Origin of the sequence: Streptomyces himalayensis subsp. himalayensis (genome assembly GCF_013778455.1) — a bacterium.
GTDB lineage: Bacteria > Actinomycetota > Actinomycetes > Streptomycetales > Streptomycetaceae > Streptomyces > Streptomyces himalayensis.
The window spans coordinates 232,072-253,795 of record NZ_JACEHE010000011.1; the positions used below are offsets into that span (position 1 = coordinate 232,072).

Genomic DNA, 21,724 nt, shown 5'->3' on the forward strand with positions numbered 1-21,724 from the left:
GGCATGACGAAGTGGGGGGTGACGAATGAGGGGTGAGCGAGGAGGTGATGAGGGCGTGCGGCATCGCCACCGCACGGGCTCATGTCGGTACGGCGTCAGAACAGTCGGTCTGGCGTGTGAGCGCCCGGAGCTCCGGGCGTCAGTGGAAGCGGCCGGCCTCGGCGTGAGGTGGAGGCGGCCGACCTCGGCGTCAGGTGCAGGCGGCTGGCCCTGGCATCAGGCGGCGGCAGCCACCTCCCCGCCCGTCTGCCTCGTGCGGCGCCAGGCGTACACCGCCAGCGCCACCAGCGTCATCGCGTACGGAATCGTCGAGACCAGTTGCGGCGGTACATCGAGCGTGCCGAGCTGTACGGCCAGTGCCTCCGCCGTGCCGAAGCCGAGCGCTGCGAGGAAGACGCCCCACGGTCGCAGCCCGCCCAGGAAGACGGCGGCGAGTGCGATGAAGCCGCGGCCCGCCGTCATGTCCCTTACGAAGAAGGACACATAACCCATGCTGAGGAACACCCCGGCGAGCCCGGCGAGGGCGCCGCTGAGCGCGAGGCCCGTGTACTGCACTCGCCGGACGGGGATGCCCACCGACGCCGCGGCGTCCGGCATCTCGCCGACCGCGCGCAGATGGAAGCCGAAGCGGGCCCGGTAGAACAGCCAGGCGATGACGGGCGCTGTCAGGAGCGCCAGCCAGGTGACCAGGTTCTGGCCGCTGAGAGCATCCCCGAGGACGGGGATGCTCTCGATGCCCGGAAGGGGCACTGCGGGCAGGCTTCCGCTCTTCAGGCCCGAGGTGCCGCCCTTGTCGTCGAGGAGTGTGAAGACGGCGTAGGCGGTGCCCCCGGAGGCCAGCAGGTTGAGGCCGATGCCGGCGATGATCACGTCGGCGCCCAGCTCCAGCCGCAGCGCCGCGAGGAGCAGCCCGAGCAGTGTCGCCACACCGACTCCGCACAGCGCGCCGCGAGCGACCGAGCCGCTGTATCCGGCGACCAGCGCGCCGGTGCAGGCGGCGCTCAGCATCTGGCCTTCCAGCGCGATGTTGCTGACCCCGGCCCGCTCGGCGACCAGGCCGCCGAAGGCAGCGAGGAGGTACGGAGTGGAGACCCGCAGCACGGCGGCCAGGAAGGCGCTGCTGAGGACTACGTCGAGGACCGCGCTCATCGGGCCGCCACCTGCTTCCGGGCGAGCCGTCGCTTGAGCAGGTCGGGCAGGGCCTGGGCGGTGACGAGCAGCACGATGACGGCCTGGATGACCACCACGATCTCGGTGCCGACGTCCGTCTGCTGTTCCATGATGTCTCCCCCGGCGCGCAGGTAGGAGTAGAAGAGGCCGGCGACCACGACCACCAGCGGGTTGTTCCTCGCCAAAAGGGCCACCACGATCCCCTCGAAGGCGAGGCTTCCGGCGAGGCCCGGCTCCAGTCGGCCGTACACGCCCTGCACGAGGTGGGCTCCGGCGAGACCGGCGACGGCGCCGCCGATGACGAAGCTCCACTCGATGACGCGGGGCACGCGTATGCCGCCGTACTCGGCGAACTCGGGGTTCGAGCCGGTCATCCTGATGCGGTAGCCGAGCGGGGTGCGGGTGATGAGCAGCCACAGGGCGACGGCCGTCAACACCATCAGGAGGAGGCCCACGTTGGCCCGGCCCAGCGGTATGCCGAACCAGTCGCGCAGCGGCGTGAGCGCGGAGTCCTGCTGGATGGACTTCGAGTGCACGGCGCTGCTGCCCGGCTCCTTCAGCGGGCCGTTGACCAGGTAGTCGTAGACCCGTACGACGATGGCGTTGAGCATCAGCGTGGCGACGATCTCGTTGGCGCCGAGCCTCGCCTTCATGGAGCCCGGGATCAGGCCCATCCCGGCACCGGCGACAGCGGACGCGACGAGCGGGACGACCACGGCGACGACTGGTGGCAGCGGCAGGAAGATCGCGACGGCGGCGGCCGCGAGCGCACCGGCGTAGAGCTGGCTTTCGGCACCGAGGCTGATCTGCCGCGCCCGGAAGGGGATGGCCACCGACAGGCCCAGCAGGGTCAGCGTGGTGGCGTCCTCGAGCCAGCGCCCGACGCGGAAGGAGCGTTCCAGCGGTCCGGTGAGCATTGCGCCGTATGCCTCGACCGGGTCGTTGCCGGTGACGAGCATGACGACGAAGCCGATGGCCAGGGCCGCCAGGATGGTGGCCAGGGCCATGCTGAGGTCGACGGCGAGATCACGCCGCCGAGTCGCCTTGTACTCGCGGCGGTCCTCGGTCTCGATCAGAGTGCCGGTCATGCGGCGGACACCTCCTCGAGGCCGGCGGCGATGTGTGCGGGGTCGTGGCGCTCCACGCTGAGCATGTAGAGCCCCACCCGCTTCTCGGTGAGACCGCTCGTGTCGTCGAACCTGGCGACGAGCCGACCGTCCTTGATGACCAGCAACCGGTCGGCGAGAGCGAGCAGTTCGGTCAGGTCCGCGGAGACCAGCAGGACGCCGGCGCCCGCGTCGCGGGCCGCGACCAGCCGCTCGTACATGAACCGCATCGCGCCGATGTCCACGCCTCGTGTGACCTGCGAGGCGATCAACAGCCTTGGCTGTGCGGAGAGTTCGCGCGCGACGATCACTTTCTGCATATTGCCGCCGGACAGCGCCCGGACCGGGACGGATGCGTCGGGGGTGCGGATCGCGTAGTCCTCGATCAGGTGCTCGGCGTGGTCCCGTACGGCGCTTGGCCGCAGCAGGCCGCGACGGGCCAGCGGGGCTCGGTGGTGCCGGTCGACGACGAGGTTGTCGGCTATCGACTCGTCCAGCGCGGCGCCGTTGCGCAGCCGGTCCTCCGGTACGTAGCCGATGCCGGCCCCCCGGTGACCTGCGACGTCGAGCCCGGCGGTGTCGGTCCCGTCGACGCGAATCGCGCCGGAGGTGGGGCGCCGCAGGCCGGCGAGGATCTCGGCCAGTTCCGTCTGTCCGTTGCCCTCGATGCCGGCCAGGCCGACGATCTCCCCGGCTGCGACGTCGAAGTCGATGCCCTGCAGGGACTGCCCGGTGGGCGCTTCATACGTGAGGCCTCGGACCTGCAGAGCCGAGCCGGTCGGGCGGGCCGGGGCCCGGTCCACGTCCAGGGAGAGATCGCGGCCGACCATCGTCGCGGCCAGCGACCGCTCCGTGGCGTCGGCCGTGTCGACGGTCCCCACGAGGGCACCGGCGCGCATCACGCTGACCCAGGAACGGAGGCGGCGCCCAGTGCGGCGCCACGTCCGAGGTGAACGCCGCGGACCGGCCCGAGCCGTGGCCGCCGACGACGAGCAGCGGATGCCCGGCGCACTCGGCCAGCAGCGACGCCTCCGGCTTCGCCGCCACCTCGTTGAGACCGAGCAGCGCGGGCCAGGCCTGGCCCAGTCCCCGTACGATCCCGTGGTCGCCCACGACCTCGGGCACGGCTCCCGCCGGAAGTTCCACCCGGTCGTCCCGATCCACCATCACCACGGGCAGGGCGGCCGCCAGCGGGGACCGCCCCCACCGCGCCCGGGCGTCTATGCCGCTGAAGGTCAGATAGCCGCCGATCATCAGGACACCGCCGCCCCGTTCGACGAAGTCGCGCACCAACTCCGACCGGTCGGGAGCGGGTATGGAGCGGCCGAAGGTCTCGGGCGGGAGCTGGAAACTGTTGGCGCCCACGTCACTGATGACCACCACGTCGTACTGGTCGAAGCCGTCCGCGGAGCCGGGTACCCGGGTCGGGATCTCGTGCGAGGGCACATATGTCACGTCGTGACCGCGGGAGCGCAGTGCGTCGAGGAACACGCCTCCGCCCTCCGTGTACTCCGAGGTGTGGAAGGCGTCGAAGCCCTTCTGGTGCACCGTGTACGTGAACCAGGACTCGCCGACGACGAGCACTCTGGGCATGCGGAACGTCCTTTCATTACATAAGGGATGAAGGAAGAAGAGATGAAGGCATAAGGGATGAAGCTGCCGGCATCGGTGAACGAGTGGAGAGGAGCGGCCGAGAAATCAGCGGGCGGGCGGCGCCGTGCTGGCCCTCACCTTGAGTTCGACGGGCAGGGTGTGCCGGGACGCGGGCGGTACCTCGCCCCGGGTGACGTACTGGAGGAGTTGCGCGGTGGCGGTCCGGCCCACGTCGTAGGCCGGCTGGTGGACCGTGGTCAGCGAGGGATGGGCCAGCGAGGCCGCCCGGATGTCGTCGAAGCCGACGACCGACACGTCGTGCGGCACCGACAGGCCCGCCTCGCGCAGGGCCAGGAGGGCGCCGAAGGCCATCAGGTCGTTCGCCGCGAACACGGCCGTGAAGTCCGGATCGCCTGCCGCGAGCAGCTCGGAGACGAGGCGGTAGCCGGAGTACTCCTTGAAGTCGCCCACCCGCTCGGTGACCTGCCCCTGGAAGGCCTTGACGAAGCCGCCGGCACGGGCGACACCGCTCTTCAACTCGCGCGGCCCGGTCAGCATCAGCGCCCGGCGGTGGCCGAGCTCTCTCAGGTGTTCCCCGACAAGCCGCCCGCCCGCCTCGTGGTCAGCGGTGGCGATCAGCGCACCCTCCAGCCCGTCGACCTCCTCGTCCGCGAGCGCGATCGGGAAGCGGCCCATCAGCGCCTCCAGCCGCCGCCGCGAGGGCGGTGAGCCGGAGGCGTACACCATGCCGTCGATGAACCGGCTGCGGATCATGCCGAGATAGCGGTCCTCGCGCTCCGCGTCGAACTCCGTGTTGCACAGGATCACGCCGTAACCGAGGTCGTGCGCGGCGTCCTCGGCGCCCTTGGCGAGCTCGGCGAAGAACGTGTTGCTGATGTCGGGGATCATCAGACCGATCACCGATGTGGAGCCCGCCTGGAGGCTACGGGCCAGCGACGCCGGGACGTACCCGAGCCGGTTGACGACGCTGCGCACCCGCGCCGCGGTCTGCTCGTTGACCGGCCGGTTGCCGCTCAGCACATGGGAGACCGTGGTCGGACTGACCCGGGCCGCCGCGGCCACGTCCTTGATGGACGCGGGCCTGCGGATCACGGATCTGCCGCTGTCGGGTCCGTGGGGCTCACGGGTCATAGTGCTGCACCGCCCTTCCGTGGGAGGTGTCGAGGATCCGGGCCACCCGGGCGTCGGTCTCCTCCATCAGGGCGGGGACATCGACGGTCAGGAGCACACCGTCGCGCATCAGGACCCGGCCGTCGACGACGACCGTACGGACGTCGCTCGCGCGGGCGCTGTAGACGAGCGCGGCCCGCGGGTCGTGGAGCGGGCGGCAGTGCAGTCCGGACAGGTCGGTGAGCACGATGTCGGCCCGCATGCCTGGCTCCAGCACTCCGATCCGGTCCGCGAGGCCCAGGGCGCGGGCGCCGCCGCGGAAGGCAAGCCGCAGTGTGTCGGACACGGTCATCCAGGTGGCGTCCCGCACGGCCTGCTTCTGCGTGAGCGCGACCAGACGCAGCGCCTCCCACACATCGAGGGTGTTGTGACCGGCGGCGCCGTCCGTGCCCACGGCCACCGCCACCCCGGTGTCGAGCAGCTCCCGGACGGGCGTGAGCGGGGACAGCGCGTGCTTCAGATAGACCTTGGGGCAGCAGGCCACACCGGTCGTCGACGCATGCTCCGCCAGCAGTGGCAGATCCTCCTCGACGATGCCGCAGCCGTGCGCGATGAGGGCGCCGCCCTCCAGCACGCCCGTCTCGTACAGCACGCGGATCGGCGTACTGCCACGGCGCTCCAGGCTCGACTGCGTCTGTTCCAGGTGCTCGGCGGCGTGGATGTGCGTCCGCAGGCCCAGCCGCCGGGCACGCCCGGCCAGCGTCCGCAGGTCCGTGTCGGTCACGGTGTACGGGGCGTGCGGGCCGAGCGACACGGTGATGCGCCCGTCCGCAGCACCGTGCCACGCCTCCGCGAACCTCACCGTCGCCTCCAGCGCTTCCTGCCCGCGGCTGCTGAAGTAGGTGGGGGCGATGTCCGCCCGCAGCCCGGTCTCGGCGACCGCCTCGGCGATCTGCTCCGGGAAGAAGTAGTGGTCGGCGAAGGTCGTGACGCCGGAGCGGATCATCTCCGCACAGGCCAGCCGGGCACCGAGCCGGACGTCCGCCGCGGTGAGGTTGCTCTCCATCGGCCACACACGTTCGTTGAACCACGCCTCGACGGTCACGTCCTCGGCCGCGCCGCGCATCAGCACCATCGGACTGTGCGTATGCGCGTTGACCAGGCCGGGTACGGCCAGCAGTCCACGGCCGTCCACCACGTCCTCGCCGGTTGCGGGGCGGACCGGGCCGGCGGGCCGTACGTCCTCGATGACACCGTCGGCGACCACGATGTCCTGGCCGCGCAGGACCTCGCACTCGCCCTCCGCCGGGACGCGCAGCACGTCGCAGCCGGTCACCACCAGGCGCCCTGCCGACGCGCTCGCACTCATCCCTTGGCTCATGCGGCACAAGGTAGAGATGCAAAACGCTTTGCACAACGGGCAGCCCGAAGGCCGGTCCAGGTCTTCGAGTCGGAGCCTTCGGGTCGTTCCCTGGTCATGGATGCGCCGACGCGGGTCGCTGTGCCCAACGGTCAGGACCCGGACGCCGAGCGGAGCGGCGGAAAGAACGCCCTATTGCTTGCGGTTCTGGCGCTGATGGCGCTGGTCACCGGCGTCGCCGGTCTGCAGGTGCGGTCGCCGGGCAGGCGACCGTGTCGACGCGGGATCGGCCGCCCAGGGGCCGTCCGCCAAGGCCTCGGAGCTGAACGCGTCCTCGCCGTAGAGATCCTGCAGCCAGTTGGTCTGGTAGATGGTGTCGAGGTAGCGCTCACCGAGGTCCGGGGCGATGGCCACGGCGGTGAGGTCACGCGTGTCATGCTCGGCCAGCCAGCGCATCGCGCCGCTGACCACCGTGCCGGTGGAGCCGCCGAACAGGAATCCCCGTCTGGCCAGACGATGACAGGCGCGGATGGTCTCCGTCTCCTCGACGCGTATCACCTCGTCCACATACGACTCGTCGAGCAGCGGCGGACGCATGCTCATGCCGAGACCGGGAATCATCCGGCGGCCCGGGGCACCACCGAAGATCACCGAGCCGACGCTGTCCACAGCGATGACGCGCACCGGGCGGTGCCACTGGCGGAAGTAGCGTGCGCAGCCCATCAGGGTTCCGGTGGTGCCGGCGCCGACGAACAGTACGTCCAGTTTGGGGAAGCGCTGGGCGATCTCCGGCGCCGTCTTGCGGTAGTGCGCCTTCCAGTTGCCCGGATTGGTGTACTGGCTGAGCCATACGTACCGGTCATCGGAGTCGCACAGTGCCCGGACGTAGTCGATCCGCGCGCCCAGGAAGCCGCCGTTGGCATCCAGGTCGGCGATCACGTGCACCTGGCTGCCCAATGCCTCCATCAGCAGTCTGGTCGACAGGTTGCAGCGGGAGTCCGTCACGCACAGGAACCGGTAGCCCTTGCTCGCCGCGATCATGCTCAGCGCCACGCCGAGGTTCCCGGACGAGGACTCGACCAGGATCGACTCCGGCTTGAGGACGCCCTCCCGCTCGGCGGTCTCCACCATCTCTGTCGCGGCCTTCAGCTTGATCGAGCCGGCGAAGTTGAAGCCCTCACACTTCAGATAGAGCGACTGCCCGAAGATGGGCTCGAGGTCGACATAGAGCTGTGATTCGTTAAAGGCATGGGGAGCTGATATGACGGGCACGACGGCCTCCTCATCTGCAGCGTGTTACGTCGCTGAAGGCTCGGGCCGGGCTTCGGATGTCAGAGCTGAAAAGAGCTCGCGGCCGTTCATCCGTACCGGCGCAGTTCGTGGAAGAAGTCGTCGATGACGTGCAACTCTCCCGAACGGACCACCTCGTCGTAGACGTATTTGCCGACGGCGAGGTCGAGCACCCCCAGGCCGAAGGGCGAGAAAACCACCGGGCGGTCCGCCGGCACGTTCACCTGCCCGGCCATCACGTCGTCCAACGTGCCCTGCAGGAAGTCGCGGTTGCCCGTGAGCTGCTCCGCCAGATGCGGCGAGGTGTCGGCCTTCAGACAGTGCTCGATGTCGTCGACGATGTTGGTCGAGGCGAGGATGATCTCCGGCGCCAGGTCGCGCAGCGACACATGGAGAACCACAGGATTGTGCGCGAACCACGCGGGGTCGCTGACGTGCGGCTCACCGGCGACGGTGGCGAAGACCACCAGGTCGCTGAGGCGGATCAGCTCCTCGGCGCTGTCGTGCACGGTGATCCGGCCGGCGGTGCCCGACTGCTCGAGGTAGCAGCGGAAGCCTGCCGCGCTGTCGGCGGACAGGTCGTGCACGCCGATGTCGTCGAACGACCAGTTGCTGCCTGCGAGGAACGTGTGGATGTAGCGGGCGATCAGGCCCGCCCCGAGGAATCCGACGCGCATGGGCCGCGGCCGTTCCCGGCTGAGCCAGTCCGCGGCCAGCGCCGCCGACGCGGCGGTCCTGGTGGCGCTGATGATGGAGCTCTCCAGGCAGGCGAACGGATAGCCGGTGTCATGGTCGTTGAGGATCAGCACGGCCGAGGCCCTGGGAATGCCGGCCCGCACGTTCTCCGGGAAGCTGGAGATCCACTTCAGTCCGTCCACCCGCACGTCCCCGCCGATCGAGGCGGGCAGCGCGATGATCCGGGAGGACGGCCGGTCGGGGAACCGGAGGAAGTACGACGGCGGGTTCACCGAATCACCGGCGCCGTGCAGCCGGTAGGTGGCCTCGACCAACTCGACGATCTGCTTCTCGCGCCCCTGCAGCACCTGTTTGACCTGGGCTCCGGAGATCACCGCGAAGGGTCGTACGGTCTTCGGCTCGGACACTGCGGACTCCATTGCGGCGTAACGGGCGGTGGTCATCGTCCGGTCACCTCGACGGTCGGCGAGCAGTCGGACAGGCGCACCGGGTCGGCCATCGCGACGAGCACGTCGCGCGAGCCCTCGAAAGGCTCCCGGCTGTGCGCGGTGCGGATGTTGTCGACGAGCATCAGGTCGCCGGCCTGCCACGGCTCGCGTGCGGTGTTGGCCTCGTAGACCTCGTTGAGCAGCTGCACGACGTCCTCGCCGATCGGGTCGCCGCCTCCGAAGCGGGTGTTGAACGGCAGACCCTCGGCGCCGTAGACCTCGATGAGGTACTCGCGGACCTCGGGGGCCAGCGTCCATTCGTTGAGGAACGCGACCTGGTTGAACCAGCAGCGGCGGCCGGTGACCGGGTGGCGCACCACGGCGCTGCGGCGCTGCCTCGTGCGCAGCGCACCGTCGGGCTGCCACTCGAACTCGATCGCGTTGGCGCGGCAGTAACTCTCGACGGCGCTCCGCTCGTCGGTGCCGAACGCCTCGATGACGGACGACCCGATCTCGTCGTTGTAGCTGCGCGTGAGCAGCCAGCCCTCCCGCTCGAACCGCTCGGTCAGCTCGGTGGGCAGCGCCTCGAGTACGGTCGCCGCGTCGGCCACCCCGGTCGCCCCGCCCTGGGTGGGCGCAGTGAGACACGCGAACATCATCAGGCCGGGGAACTCGAGCGTGTAGCTCAGTTCGTGGTGCATGCACATCGGCTGGTTCGGCGGCCACTGCGCCGAGGAGTACACGCCGTCGGCGTAGATCCGCCGGGGCGCGAAGGCCTCCCTCTCCGCCATCAGCCCGGTGCTCAGCCGCTCGAAGACGGCACGGACCTCCGCCACGTCGCGCAGACCGAGGCCGCGGACCAGGACCGCACCGTGCTCGGCGACGACGCCGCGCAGCGCGTCCCGGTGCCCGGCTGCCCAGCCCGGCGCGTCGCCGGTGGCCGCGGCCTGCAGCATCGGAGGCCGGCCGGGGTGCAACTCGACGTCGAGCAGCGATTCCGGGGATATGGACGACATCGCGATTTCCTTTCGGTGTGCTCGGTGTGCTCGGTGCGCTCGGTGTGCTCGGTGCGCTCGGTGTGCTCGGTGTGCCGCTCAGGAAGAAGGCAGCAGATCGGCGGTGCTCAGCACGGCCTGTGCCGCCTCGGTCGGACAGGTGCGCAGGAAGTAGTGGCCGCCCTGGGCGAGTTCGTGCAGGTCGACGCGCTCGGCCAGGAGCTGCCAGTCGCGGTACCGGTGCGCGTGTTCCGCGGTGATCGGGTCGTCGGCGGCGACGACCACGGTGACCGGCGCGGACAGCTTCACCGGCGGGGGAGTGTCGAGGACGTCGGTGAAATAGCGGTGTGCGGACACGCAGTCGTGCCGATAGGCGGCACCCACATGCTCGGCGCGCTGTGTGTCCAGCTCATGGAGCTCGGTGTAGCCGCTGCCCGCGCTCAGCCTCGCCGCGATCTCCGCGTTGCTCTTCCCGGTCAACTCGGTGACGGCGTCGCGCCGACCGGTGGCCTCGCCGAGCAACTGCGCGCCGAGGAACACCCGTTGGACGTCCACCCCGCGCTCCTCCAACTGCCGGGCCGTCTCCACGGCGAAGGCGGTGCCCGAGGAGTGACCCCACAGCAGGACTCCGGTCAGGCCACGTTCGGTGATCTCGGCGACGACCTGCTCGACCACGTCTGCCATCGACGCGAAGGGCTCGCTCACGGCGGCCACATCATGACCGGGCAGCTCCACGGCGTAGACCGCGATCCCACTGGCCCGCAGAGCCTTGGCCATCGGCTGGAAGTTCACCGCGTTTCCACCGGCGTACGGGAAGCACACCAGGGCTCCGGCCGGCGCGCCCTCCGGTTCCGACAGTGACTGAAGGAGCCCGGAGCGCAGGTCGGACCTGCCGTCGACCAGCGCTGCCAGATCGGCGAGGACCGGGTGACGGGTCACGTCCTTGAGGGACACCGCGCGGTCCAGGGTGATCGCCAGTTTCACCGCCGACAGCGATGTGCCGCCCCGGTCGAAGAAGTGGTCCCGCCGCCCGATCTGGGCCTGCGGGATGCCGAGAACCTGCGCCCATGCGGCCGCCAGCCGCAGCTCAGTGGGCGTACTCGGTGCGTGGTGGTCTTCCCGGTCTTCCTCCACGACGCAGAGTTCGCCGGCGAGCGCCGCCAGCGCTCTCTTGTCGATCTTGCCGTTGGCGGTCAGCGGCAGGCTCTCCCGCCAGTGCAAGGCCGACGGCACCATGTACGCGGGCAGCGACTCGCCCAGCCGGTCCTGCAGGACGTCGACCGGCACTGACCCCGGGCCGGAGTAGAAGGCCACAAGGTGCTTGCTCTGGTCGGGCCGTTCGGCGACCACCACCGCACCGTCGCGGACACCGGGCACCTGCAGCAGGGTGTTCTCGATCTCGCCGATCTCGATCCTGAATCCACGGATCTTGACCTGGGTGTCCCGGCGTCCGAGGAACTCCAGCTTGCCCTCGGGAAGCCAGCGGCCGTGGTCGCCGCTCCGGTAGAGCCGGGCGCCGTCGCGGTGTGGGTCGGGCATGAACGCCTGCTTCGTGCGGTCCGGGTCGTTGACGTATCCGCGGCCGACACAGACGCCGGAGAAGACGATCTCGCCCGGGGCGCCGAGCGGGACCGGTGACAGATGCTCGTCGACGACGTAGACGTGCACGTTGCTGACGGGGGGACCGAGCGGGACCCGTTCGCGGTCCGGCACCCGGTCCATGACCTCGTGGTTGGTGTCGTCGGAGGTCTCGGTCAGGCCGTACGCGTTGACCAGTTTGATCTCGGGTTCCGCCGCGAACCAGCGCTGCGTGAGCTCCTTCTTCAGCGCCTCACCGGTGACCGAAACGCACCGGAGGTCCGGCAGCTCGCGTGGCTGCTGCTCCAGATAGGTCAGCACGACTTCGAGGTACGACGGCACGACCTGGAGCACGGCGACCCGGCCGTCAATGATCTTGTCGACGAACCGCTCGACGTCCAGGATCACGTCCTGCTCGACCAGCAGGGTCCGCCCACCCACGAGGAGGGCGGAAACCAGCTGCCACAGCGAGATGTCGAAGCACTGCGGGGCGGTCTGGGCGACGACCTGCCCCTTGCTGATCTCCAGGTCGTCGATCTTGGCGTAGAGGTGGTTGAGCATGCCCGCGTGCTCGCACATGGCGCCCTTGGGTTCGCCGGTGGAGCCGGAGGTGAAGTAGATGTAGGCGAGCTGGTCCGGCGCGACGGCGACGCCGAGGTCACCGTCGGCGTGGTCCTCGTCGTAGGCCTCTCCGACGAAGAGCTTCCGGACGCCCGGCAGCGAGTCCAGGGCCGGGTCGAGCGAGGTGGTGCTGCCGGGTTCGGTCAGTACGAGCCCGCACTCGGCACGGGAGAGCATGGCCGCGATGCGGTCGGCCGGGAAATGCGGCTCGATGGGCAGGTACGTGCCTCCGGCCTTGAAGACCGCGAGGACGGCGGCCATCCAGTCCAGGTTTCTCTCGGTCACCACCGCGACGACACCTTCGCGCCGCAGTCCTCGCGCCAACAGGGCCCGCCCCAGCCTGTTGGCGCGGGAGTTGAGCTCCTGGTAGGTCCACTGGTGGTCGCCGTGCACGGCTGCGACGGCCTCCGGGTGCTCTCTCACCCGCTGTTCGAACAGTTCGTGCGCCCGGGCGTCCGGCAGCTGCCGGCGCGGGCCGGCGAGCCCTTCGAGCTGGAACCGGAGTTCCTCGGCGGAGAGCAGGCTCTGCCGCCCGTGGTCGGCATCCGGATCCGCGGCGATGAGGGCGAGTGCGGTGAGGTGATAGCCGGCGATCCTGGCGGCGCAGTCCCCGTCGAGCGCGTCGGTCCGGTACCGCAGCCGCAGCATGAGCGGGCCACTGTGGTGCGCGAATCCGGCCCACAGCAGGGTGTCTCCGGGGAGACCGCCGGCGCCGGTGCTACCGCCGGCTCCGGTGCTACCGGTGTCCTCGGTGACAGTGCCGCCGACTCCGGTCGCGTTCGGATCGAACACGGTCTCGATCGACGGTTCGGTCAGGCCCAGTTCCCGTCTGAGTTCGTCCACCGGAAAGTCCTTGTGCGACAGCAGTTCCGACTCGGCCCGATGGGTGTCCAGCAGCAGCGCCCGCCACGAGTCGGGCTCGGTCGTCAGCCGGCAGGGCAGCGGCCGGCCGCCCTCCTCGGCGACGTAACCGGTCGTCACATCCGGCTCGCCGGACAGCGCGGCGAGCACCTTGGCGTGCGCGGCCAGCAGCAGGGAGCTGAGCGGCACGGCGAGGTCCTCGGCCAACCGGTGCAACGCTCCCGCGACCTCGTCCGGGATCGTGGCCTCGTACTCGCCGACGCCCGCCCTCGTCATCGGACCGAGCGTCCACCGCGGGATCGTGGTGGATCCACCGGCCACGAGCACACCACGCCAGAACTCCCGGTTCGCCTCCACTGGCATTCCCATCGATCCGCGCCTCTCCACTCGCCCTGCCACCGTGTCTTTTCGCCGCCGGCCAAGGCGGCGTCTCTGTCGTCGTTGTCCTCTCGGCAGACCGCGGGCCGGCGTGTCCTGCCTGTTGACCCGCTGACCGAGGGGTCCTGCTACCCCTTCGGCATCAGAGCCGGGGGCCGGCTGGGGACATCTCGCATCTCCGCGGCCGGGTTTCCACCCCACCGCGCGTGCTGTGGGACTTCCTCGCCTTTCATGAGGAAGGAGTCCGGGGCGAGTACCGCGCCGTCGCCCATGGTCACGCCGTAGTGGACGTGGGAGCCGACACCGAGCGTGCAGCCGTCCCCGATCGTGCTGCGGTCGGACTTGAACGTGCCGTCCTCCTGCGAATGGCACTGGATCTTGCTGCCCGCATTGAGGGTGCAGTCGTCCCCGATGGTAGTGAGCATCCGCTCCGTCAGATAACAGCCGTCATCGAAGACCCTTCTGCCGAGCCGAACCCCCAGCAGCCGCCAGATCACGTTCTTGAAAGGGGTGCCGTTGAACACGTTGAGCCATTCGTCGGGCACCTTCCACAGACGCTCGTGCCACCAGAAGTACGGGTCGTAGATGGAGCACAACCGCGGCTGCAGCCCGCGGAACGCCACGATGGCGCGCTCCACCAGTGCGAAGTAGACGGGGGTGAACGCTAGGGAGAACACCAGGAACGCCGCGATCAGTACCTGCCCGAAGAAGTCATACAGGTCGACGTCCGCCAGGGCGATCACCGTGAGAACGAAGAAGTACAGCCACCGCACGATCAGGAAAAGGGCCATCGACCGGATGTTGTAGCGGTTCTTCGCGGCGAGGGCGCGGCGGAACTCGGCCCCGGTCCGGAGATGGTCGAACCGGGAGTCGCGCTCCACCGACCGGGGAATCTCGAAGCACGGGGAGCCGAGGAGACCCACCCCCTCGCGCATCTCACCGTCGAGCGGAATCATCACCTTCGTCGCAAGGAGGCAGTTGTCGCCCGTCTTCGCCCCTGACGGAAAGGCGATGTTGTTTCCGAGAAAGTTGTGCGGCCCGATCGAGGCTCGGGACACCCGGAAAGACGTGCTCGAGAAGTCGGCATTGACGATCGACAGGCCGTCGGCGATCATCGTGCCGCTTCCGACAGAGCACAGATACGGGGTTTCGTGCTGCACTTCCGTGCCGAAGTTCGACCCGGTCTGCTCGACCTTGGACAGGTCGTATCCGAGGCCGCGCAAATAGTGGACGATGTAGGAGCTGTCACCGAAAAGCCATTTGAAGAACTTTATGTTGGTCATGCGCGTGATCGCCCGGTGCGTGGAGTAGTGAAAGCCGTACAGCGGATAGACCTTGTCCGGCTTGATGACCAGGTTCAACAGGCGCGGAACGGTGAACAACACGGCGAGACCCACGACGACGAAGCCGAAGAACAGCACGGAGGAAACGACCAGCGCATCGACGTAGAGATCCGCCGACGCGAAATCCCCCGCACCCGGGCCCATCCGGTCGCTCAGCGCCGGGACCTGTGTCAACAGCATGTACACACCGCCGACTGTGAGCGGCACGCCGAGGAGGAACAGCTGAAGGAGGGTGACGAGGCCGAAGCCGGCGCGGCGCAGCGTGCCGCACCTGGCGGGCGGGATCCTCACATAGTCGAGCTCTGTGCGCTGCGCCGGCGATCCGTGCCATCGCTCGCCGCCCGGGACCGCCTGGCCGCTGTGCAGCGAGGACGAATGACCGAGCTGTGCCCCGTCGCCCATCGACGTGTCGATGTCGAGCACGGTTTTCTCACCGATGAACACGTCCCGGCCGAGGGTGACCGGCCCCGTCTGTATACGTCCGGCGTGCGCCCGGTAGCAGAGGAAGAACGAGTCCTTGCGGATCACCGTGCCGGCGCCGATCGTGAGCAGATCGGTGCAGACCGGAACAGTGCGGGAAAGGATCGTGACGCCCTTGCCGATCCGGGCGCCGAGTGCCCGCAGGTACAGCACATACAGGGGATTTCCGACGAGGAAGACCATCGGGTTGGCGTGGAGCAGCACCTTGACGGTCCAGAAGCGCAGATACGTCAGACCCCAGACCGGGAACTCACGTGTCTTCCACCGGCCGATGAGGATCCATTTCGCCACGATCGGGAAGGTGCACAGGCCGACGAAGCCGACGCCGCCGCAGACGACCGACCGCAGGTAGATGTCGATCACATCCGAGCCGGCGGATATCCATGAGTAGCCTCGGGCGGCGACAAACGCGGCGGCCAAGGAATATCCCAGGAACAGCAGAAACTGCAGAATTCCGCACAGCACGTACCGCAGCGTGCCGGCCTGTGTCACAACCGCCGGCGAAGCCGTGACCGACGACCGTACGGGGGCGGATTCGGCATCGGCAGGTGCGGTATCGGCGAGCGCCGTCGCCAGGCTTCGGACCGTCGGGTGATGGTAGATGTCCTTCATGGATACCGACGGCAGATCCGCCCGCTTCCTCACCCGCGCACAGAACTGAGCCATCACCAGAGAATTGGCACAGAGGTCGTCGAAGAAATGACTGTCGACCGGCACCCGCTCGACACGCACGACACCGGCCAGCAGCTCGGCGAATTCCCTCTCAGTGTCCGTCTGCGGGCCGGTCGCCCCGTGCTTGGCGACCGCAGGTTCATCCGGCCCGGGCGTCAGGACCCTGGCAGACTTCTCTACCATGCAAGCTCCTTGAGGAAATTTCGTTCACCATCGGCCCGTGCGGCCGACGCTCGGTGTCCTCGCGCTGAGCGATGAGCGGATAAAGAAATTCCGAAGTCACGAGGTCGTGAATTTCTTCACGAAACCATTGCGTCCAGTTTCCGTCGCCCGCGCGCGGGGTGCCACTCGACCTCGATCGCCCGGGCGCGACACGAGGCCCGTCGGTGTCGGGGGTCCACGGTTCCCAGGCGCCTCGGTGAAGCCCAGCAGGGCGGTTCGGTATTACTGCATGCGGGTGGCGGGGGTCCTGCTCCGAAGGTTTTCTCGGCTGGGGACGAGCCGGACGGCGCGCAAGAGGTCGCCCAGAGGGCATCAGCGTATCGAGGCAGAATTTATGTGCAGAGAAACACCGAAAAAATCTCCTGCACGGAGCAATGCCGGAGAAATGCCGCACGAGTGCCGGAGAAATGCCGGAGGGGTGCCGGAGGGATGCCGGACGAATTCGGAGAAATTCAGAGAGATAGATTGCGCACGTCTGTCACGCGGGAAGCAGCACAGCCCGCCCCGCTACCCGACCCTGCCGTAGTCGATCGAACGCCTCCGGCGCCGCGGCCAGCGGGAACTGCTCCGTCTCGACGTGGAGCGCCCCTGAGCGTGCCAGTACGATCACCTCGGCCAGCTCGGGCCGAGTTCCCCAGAACGGGAACGCCACGAGGTGGGCGACCTCCTCGGGCTTGCCGAACCGCTTCATCGGGTTGATGCTGACGAACTGCTTGCCGGCCTCTTCCGGGTTCTCCGGGTCGAGCTGCCGCAGTGACGCCTCCACCATGGGCGTCATGATCGCGCCCGGCGCGATCGCCTTGACCGACACTCCGAACTGGCCGTACTCGACCCCGGAGTTCCGGGTCAGGCCGACGACGCCGTGCTTGGCGGCGGTGTACCCGGACTGGTTGCCGACGCCGCGGATGCCGCCGACGGAGGCGGTGTTGACCACGCTGCCGGAGCCCTGCTCCTTCATGACGGCGAGGACATGCTTCAGGCCCAGGAAGACGCCGCGCAGATTGATCGACAGGACCCGGTCGAACTCGTCGGAACCGAAGTCCTGGGTCAGGTTCTGCTTGCCCTCGACGCCGGCGTTGTTGAAGAAGCCGTCGATACGGCCGTAGGCGGCCAGCGTCTTGGCGACGTAGCGCTCGACGTCCTCCTCGGAGGACACATCCGCGGTGATGGTGATCACCTCGGTGCCGGGCGATGACTTCTCGACGGCGGCGGCGGTCTCGGCGAGCCCGTTCTCGTTGACGTCGACCAGCGAGAGCCGGGCGCCCTCGGCGGCGAGCTGGAGCGCGGTGGCCTGGCCGAGGCCCGAAGCGGCTCCCGTGATGAGTACGGCCTGGTTGGTGAATCGGTTGCTGCTCACAGCTGTCTCTTCCTCGAGATCGGATCTTCGTTCTCGAGCTTAACGCGCATATGTCCCGCTGGGACAAAAGACCCGAGGGGACTAGTGTCCCGATGGGACATCACAGGAGTATGATCGAGGTCATGACGGCGATGAAGCCCACCAGCCGCACCACGGCCAGCACACCCCCGGTCGAGGACCGCAGGCAGCGAAAGGCCCGGCAGACCCGGGAGGCGATGGCCGCCGCGGCCATCGATCTGATCCTCGAGCGCGGCCTGTCGGCCGTCACCGTCGAGGCGATCGCCGAGCGCGCCGACGTCACGCGCCGCACCTTCAGCCGCCACTTCAACGGCAAGGAGGACGCGGCACTGGACTTCACGCGGGCCGACGGCGACTACATCAATGCCGCCCTGCGCGCCCGCCCGGCCGACGAGCCGCCGTTCGTCGCCTACCGCAACGCAGTGGGGGAGTGGCTCGCCGCCCGCGAGACGCTCGGCGGGCAGCCCTACGCGCGGTGGCAGGCGCTGCTGCGGCTCACGGACACCGAGTCGGCGCTGTTCGCCGCGTACGAGCGGATCCGGGTCGACGCCCAGGACGAGTCCGTGGCGATCGTCGCCGAACGTCTCGGCACCGATCCCGACCGGGACCTGCGCCCCGCCGTCGTGGTGGGCGCCGCCGCAGGAGTGCTCACCGCGGCCCTGCGCACCTGGGCGCGGCAGGAGCACGAGGACGCCCGAGGCCTTCAGGCGTGGGTGAACCAGGCCTACGACGCCCTCATCGAACAGGCGGCGGGAGCGACCGGCAGTGAAGTGACCGTAGCCAATGAAGCAACCGTGGACAACGAAGTGACCGAAGACAAAGGGGTCGAATCATGAAGGCACTGCAGTACCGGGAGATAGGCGCGGCTCCGGAGGTCGTCACCGTCCCCGATCCCGAGCCGGGCCCCGGACAGGTCCTGCTGAAGGTCACCGCCGCGGGCGTGTGCCACTCCGACATCGCGGTGATGGAGTGGCCCGCCGAGGGCTTCCCGTACGAGCTGCCGCTGACACTCGGTCATGAGGGCGTCGGCACGGTGGCCGCTCTGGGCGCGGGCGTGACCGGTCTCGCGGAGGGCGACGCGGTCGCCGTGTACGGCCCGTGGGGCTGCGGAACCTGCGCGAAGTGCGCGGAGGGCAAGGAGAACTACTGCCTGCGCGCCGGCGACCTGGGCATCCTCCCGCCCGGGCTCGGCGCTCCCGGTTCGATGGCCGAGTACATGCTCGTGGACGACCCGCGTCACCTGGTGCCGATCGACGGCCTCGACCCGGTCGCCACCGTGCCGCTGACCGACGCCGGCCTCACCCCGTACCACGCCATCAAGCGGTCGCTGCCCAAGCTGGTCCCCGGCTCGACCGCGGTCGTCATCGGCACCGGCGGACTGGGGCACGTCGCCATCCAGCTGCTGCGCGCCATGACCGCGGCCCGTGTCATCGCCCTGGACGTCAGCGAGGACAAGCTCGCCCTCGCCCGCACCGTCGGCGCCCACGAGGCCGTGCTGTCCGACGCACAGGCGGCCGCGAAGGTCCGCGAGCTGACAGGTGGCCTCGGCGCGCAGGCCGTCTTCGACTTCGTCGGCGTGGAGCCCACCGTGAAGACCGCCGGTGCCGTCGCCGCCGTCGAGGCCGATGTGACCATCGTGGGCATCGGCGGAGCCGGCCTTCCCGTCGGCTTCGGCCACCTGCCCTTCGAGGTGTCCGTCAGCGCCCCGTACTGGGGCAGCCGCGGCGAGCTCTTCGAGGTCCTCGACCTGGCCCGGGCCGGCGCCGTCTCCGTGCACACCGAGACGTTCTCGCTCGACGAGGCACCCCTCGCGTACGAGCGACTGCACGCGGGCAAGATCAACGGCCGCGCCGTGATCCTGCCCAACGGCTGATCTCCCCCTCCCGCACCGCATCGCATCGCGCGCACCAAAGCACTCAAGCAATAAAGCAACAAGGCAATAAAGAAGCAGAAAGAAGCACTGAGCACCTTGAGCACCACGGAATACGCCACCGAGTTCGCCGACAAGACCGCGATCGTCACCGGCTCCGCCTCGGGCATCGGCCTCGCCGTGGCCCGCCGTCTGGGCCAGGCAGGAGCGGCCGTCGTCATTGCCGACTACAACCTCGAGGGCGCCGAACAGGCCGCCGAGCAGCTCGAGTCGGAGGGCATCAAGGCGGCCGCGGTGCGCGTGGACGTCGCCGACGCCGCCTCGGTCGAGGCCGCCGTGCGCTTCGCCGTCGACACCTTCGGTGCCCTGCACCTGGCGGTGAACAACGCGGGCATAGGCGCCGACGGCACCCCCGTCGGCGAGTACGACATCGACGTCTGGAACGGTGTGGTCCGTACCGACCTCGACGGCGTCTTCTACTCGATGCGCTACGAGATCCCCGCCCTGCAGGCGGTGGGCGGCGGCGCCATCGTCAACGTCTCGTCCATCCTCGGCTCCGTCGCCTGGGCGGGCGCCTCCGCCTACGTCGCCGCCAAGCACGGCGTCATCGGCCTGACCAAGGCCGCCGCGCTCGAGTACGCCGACAAGGGCATCCGCATCAACGCGGTCGGCCCCGGCTTCATCGAGACCCCCGCCCTGAAGGCCATGGACCAGGAGGCCTACGCCGGCCTCACCGCCATGCACGCCACCGGCCGCCTCGGCCGCCCCGAGGAGGTAGCCGAACTGGTCGCCTTCCTGCTCTCCGACCGCGCGTCCTTCGTGCACGGCAGCTACCACCTGGTCGACGGCGCCTACACCGCCCGCTGAGCCGGGCGCCCCGCGGACGTCGTCGTCCCGGCGGTGTCAGGGGTCATGTGGCCCCTGACGCATGTTTCAGGGGAGTTCACGCAGTTCGAAGAAGTCGAAGTCCGCCTCGGTCCGGGTGCCGCCGAGATCCTGGGCGCAGATGCCGACGAACGCGCCGGTGAAGCGGAGCCGGTCGCCGTAGTCGTCGGACAGCTTGGTGGCATCCAGAACCGGGCCGACCCGCTGCCATTCGGACCCGTCGGGCGATGCGGAGAACCGCAGTTCGGCGCCGTCGAAGCGGGCGCGCAGATGGACCTGCGGCCATGCGTCGATGTCGATGCCGGAGTCTGGTATCTCGTGGTACCTGCCGTCGTCGGTCACGGTGATCCCGAGGACCCGGCCGCGCTCTTCGATGTGGGTGATCCGCAGGTAGTAGTGGGTGGTGGTGTCGTACCAGCAGATCAGGCCCGCGAGCTGGGATGAGTGGGACGGACGGAAGTCGACGGCGGTGGTGGCCTCGCAGCGCACCGAGGTGAGCCGCCGGGCCAGTAGGCTCTGGTCGAAGAGCGAGTGGAGGCTCTGCCGCCCGCGCAGTCGCAGCCACCCGGGGCGTGCGGTCGGTCTCAGCCAGGAGTCGTCGGCGGGGACACGCAGAGTGCTCCAGGCCGCGCCCAGAACCGGGGCGTCGAAGTCGTCCCGCACGGCGTGCGCTACGACCGGTGCCGGCTCCACCCCCGTGGGCGCAGGAACCTCCACCCGCGGGCGGTTGTCGCCGTGGGCCAGCCGCAGCCATCCGTCGTCCGACCAGGTCACCCGCTGCAGGCAGCTCTCGCGGCCGAGGACGCAGCGGGGGCCTTCGGGCGTCTGTACCGGGCGGGAGGCCAGGTGGACGAGGTACCACTCGCCGTCGGGTGTCTCGACGAGCTCCCCGTGGCCGGCCTTCTGCAGCGGCCAGTCCGGGACGTCCCGGGTGGTGAGCAGGGACCCCTCGGGGTCGAGTTCGTAGGGGCCGGTCAGCTGACGCGAGCGGGCCATCAGGATGCCGTGGTTCCAGCCGGTGCCACCCTCGGCGAGCATCAGGTAGTACCAGCCGTCATGGCGGTAGACGTTGGGGCCTTCGATGAGCTCGTCGTGGGTGAGGATCGTACGCGGCTGCCCGATCAGAGCCCTCTTCCCGGCGTCGTACTCCTGGAGCAGGATCCCGGCGAACGACGGGTGTCCGTCACGGTGGTCCCACTCCATGTTCAGCAGCCAGGTCCGGCCGTCCTCGTCGTGGAAGAGGGACGGGTCGAATCCGGAGGAGTTCAGGAAGACCGGCTCCGACCAGGGGCCCTCGATCGAGGGGGCGGTGATCAGGTAGTTGTCGACGTCCTTGTAGGGGCTCCCGACGGTCCGCACGATGCTGTACACCAGCCAGAACCGGCCGTCGTGGTGCGACAGCGAGGGTGCCCACACACCGGCCGAGTCGGCGACTCCGCGTAGGTCGAGCAGGTCGGCGCGGTCCAGGATGTGACCGGCCGGATCCCACTTCACGAGATCCGTCGAGCGGTGCACGGGCACGCCCGGGAACCATTCGAAGGTGGACGTGGCGAGGAAGTACTCCGCGCCGACGCGCACGATGCTGGGGTCCGGATGGAATCCGGGCAGTACCGGGTTGTGTATCTGGCCCGAAGGCATACGAGTCCTTTCGCCGGGCCCCGGTCATCAGT

Annotated in this window: 16 protein-coding genes; 3 read left to right on the forward strand and 13 right to left on the reverse strand. The window is 69.2% G+C overall.

Annotated features, from left to right (window positions below; translation table 11 throughout):
* Positions 1-216: 216 nt before the first annotated feature.
* From H1D24_RS19835 to H1D24_RS19885, 12 genes are all read right to left on the reverse strand, one after another.
* Positions 217-1,149: an ABC transporter permease gene (locus tag H1D24_RS19835; protein WP_181658944.1), complete on the reverse strand. Its 933-nt coding sequence runs from the start codon at positions 1,147-1,149 to the stop codon at positions 217-219.
* Positions 1,146-2,258, reverse strand: a complete 1,113-nt coding sequence (locus H1D24_RS19840) for an ABC transporter permease (protein ID WP_181658945.1) — start codon at positions 2,256-2,258, stop codon at positions 1,146-1,148. Before H1D24_RS19840 ends, H1D24_RS19835 begins: the two co-directional genes overlap by 4 nt.
* Positions 2,255-3,106 (reverse strand): ATP-binding cassette domain-containing protein, encoded by an 852-nt coding sequence (locus tag H1D24_RS42505; RefSeq protein WP_258564202.1) that lies wholly within the window; start codon positions 3,104-3,106, stop codon positions 2,255-2,257. The genes H1D24_RS19840 and H1D24_RS42505 overlap by 4 nt, the downstream gene beginning before the upstream one ends.
* Positions 3,018-3,869 (reverse strand): glutamine amidotransferase, encoded by an 852-nt coding sequence (locus H1D24_RS19845; RefSeq protein ID WP_181658946.1) that lies wholly within the window; start codon positions 3,867-3,869, stop codon positions 3,018-3,020. Before H1D24_RS19845 ends, H1D24_RS42505 begins: the two co-directional genes overlap by 89 nt.
* 105 nt (positions 3,870-3,974) lie before the next feature.
* Positions 3,975-5,021 carry a LacI family DNA-binding transcriptional regulator gene (locus tag H1D24_RS19850; protein ID WP_181658947.1) on the reverse strand — a complete coding sequence of 349 codons (1,047 nt, stop codon included), beginning with the start codon at positions 5,019-5,021 and terminating at the stop codon, positions 3,975-3,977.
* Entirely contained in the window at positions 5,011-6,381 is a 1,371-nt protein-coding gene (locus H1D24_RS19855; RefSeq protein WP_258564180.1) for an amidohydrolase, read from the reverse strand. Before H1D24_RS19855 ends, H1D24_RS19850 begins: the two co-directional genes overlap by 11 nt.
* A 171-nt stretch (positions 6,382-6,552) precedes the next feature.
* Positions 6,553-7,632 (reverse strand): 2,3-diaminopropionate biosynthesis protein SbnA, encoded by a 1,080-nt coding sequence (gene sbnA, locus H1D24_RS19860; RefSeq protein ID WP_181658948.1) that lies wholly within the window; start codon positions 7,630-7,632, stop codon positions 6,553-6,555.
* Positions 7,633-7,718: 86 nt separating this feature from the next.
* On the reverse strand, positions 7,719-8,789 hold the full coding sequence (sbnB, locus tag H1D24_RS19865) for a 2,3-diaminopropionate biosynthesis protein SbnB (protein WP_181658949.1): 1,071 nt from the start codon (positions 8,787-8,789) through the stop codon (positions 7,719-7,721).
* Positions 8,786-9,790 (reverse strand): TauD/TfdA family dioxygenase, encoded by a 1,005-nt coding sequence (locus H1D24_RS19870; RefSeq protein ID WP_181658950.1) that lies wholly within the window; start codon positions 9,788-9,790, stop codon positions 8,786-8,788. The genes sbnB and H1D24_RS19870 overlap by 4 nt, the downstream gene beginning before the upstream one ends.
* 78 nt (positions 9,791-9,868) lie before the next feature.
* Complete coding sequence (locus H1D24_RS19875; protein ID WP_181658951.1) at positions 9,869-13,198, reverse strand: non-ribosomal peptide synthetase; 3,330 nt, start codon at positions 13,196-13,198, stop codon at positions 9,869-9,871.
* 137 nt (positions 13,199-13,335) lie between these two features.
* On the reverse strand, positions 13,336-15,885 hold the full coding sequence (locus tag H1D24_RS19880) for a Pls/PosA family non-ribosomal peptide synthetase (RefSeq protein ID WP_181658952.1): 2,550 nt from the start codon (positions 15,883-15,885) through the stop codon (positions 13,336-13,338).
* 517 nt (positions 15,886-16,402) lie between these two features.
* Positions 16,403-17,281, reverse strand: coding sequence for an SDR family NAD(P)-dependent oxidoreductase (locus H1D24_RS19885; RefSeq protein ID WP_181658953.1), 879 nt, complete (start codon positions 17,279-17,281; stop codon positions 16,403-16,405).
* Between the two features lie 122 nt (positions 17,282-17,403).
* Here H1D24_RS19885 and H1D24_RS19890 point away from each other — a divergent pair, with 122 nt between their 5' ends.
* The 3 genes from H1D24_RS19890 to H1D24_RS19900 all read left to right on the forward strand — a co-directional run bounded on the left by H1D24_RS19890 (position 17,404) and on the right by H1D24_RS19900 (position 20,036).
* A complete protein-coding gene (locus H1D24_RS19890) occupies positions 17,404-18,135 on the forward strand; it encodes a TetR/AcrR family transcriptional regulator (RefSeq protein WP_181658954.1) in 732 nt (243 codons plus the stop codon).
* Positions 18,132-19,172: an NAD(P)-dependent alcohol dehydrogenase gene (locus H1D24_RS19895; RefSeq protein WP_181658955.1), complete on the forward strand. Its 1,041-nt coding sequence runs from the start codon at positions 18,132-18,134 to the stop codon at positions 19,170-19,172. The genes H1D24_RS19890 and H1D24_RS19895 overlap by 4 nt, the downstream gene beginning before the upstream one ends.
* A gap of 87 nt (positions 19,173-19,259) precedes the next feature.
* On the forward strand, positions 19,260-20,036 hold the full coding sequence (locus tag H1D24_RS19900; protein WP_181658999.1) for an SDR family NAD(P)-dependent oxidoreductase: 777 nt from the start codon (positions 19,260-19,262) through the stop codon (positions 20,034-20,036).
* Positions 20,037-20,102: 66 nt separating this feature from the next.
* Here H1D24_RS19900 and H1D24_RS19905 read toward each other — a convergent pair whose 3' ends face one another.
* The gene (locus H1D24_RS19905) at positions 20,103-21,692 is read right to left on the reverse strand and encodes a glycoside hydrolase family 43 protein (protein WP_181658956.1); all 1,590 of its coding nucleotides are present in this window, start codon (positions 21,690-21,692) and stop codon (positions 20,103-20,105) included.
* Between the last annotated feature and the right edge of the window lie 32 nt (positions 21,693-21,724).

Bases quoted from the DNA above. Each gene is read 5' to 3' on its own strand.
- H1D24_RS19840 (WP_181658945.1), bottom strand. From the start codon at position 2,258: ATGACCGGCACTCTGATCGAGACCGAGGACCGCCGCGAGTACAAGGCG.
- H1D24_RS19875 (WP_181658951.1), bottom strand. From the start codon at position 13,198: ATGGGAATGCCAGTGGAGGCGAACCGGGAGTTCTGGCGTGGTGTGCTC.
- sbnB (WP_181658949.1), bottom strand. From the start codon at position 8,789: ATGACCACCGCCCGTTACGCCGCAATGGAGTCCGCAGTGTCCGAGCCG.
- H1D24_RS19855 (WP_258564180.1), bottom strand. From the start codon at position 6,381: ATGAGCCAAGGGATGAGTGCGAGCGCGTCGGCAGGGCGCCTGGTGGTG.
- H1D24_RS19890 (WP_181658954.1), top strand. From the start codon at position 17,404: ATGACGGCGATGAAGCCCACCAGCCGCACCACGGCCAGCACACCCCCG.
- H1D24_RS19870 (WP_181658950.1), bottom strand. From the start codon at position 9,790: ATGTCGTCCATATCCCCGGAATCGCTGCTCGACGTCGAGTTGCACCCC.
- H1D24_RS19895 (WP_181658955.1), top strand. From the start codon at position 18,132: ATGAAGGCACTGCAGTACCGGGAGATAGGCGCGGCTCCGGAGGTCGTC.
- H1D24_RS42505 (WP_258564202.1), bottom strand. From the start codon at position 3,106: ATGGTCGGCCGCGATCTCTCCCTGGACGTGGACCGGGCCCCGGCCCGC.
- H1D24_RS19845 (WP_181658946.1), bottom strand. From the start codon at position 3,869: ATGCCCAGAGTGCTCGTCGTCGGCGAGTCCTGGTTCACGTACACGGTG.
- H1D24_RS19905 (WP_181658956.1), bottom strand. From the start codon at position 21,692: ATGCCTTCGGGCCAGATACACAACCCGGTACTGCCCGGATTCCATCCG.
- H1D24_RS19835 (WP_181658944.1), bottom strand. From the start codon at position 1,149: ATGAGCGCGGTCCTCGACGTAGTCCTCAGCAGCGCCTTCCTGGCCGCC.
- H1D24_RS19850 (WP_181658947.1), bottom strand. From the start codon at position 5,021: ATGACCCGTGAGCCCCACGGACCCGACAGCGGCAGATCCGTGATCCGC.
- H1D24_RS19880 (WP_181658952.1), bottom strand. From the start codon at position 15,885: ATGGTAGAGAAGTCTGCCAGGGTCCTGACGCCCGGGCCGGATGAACCT.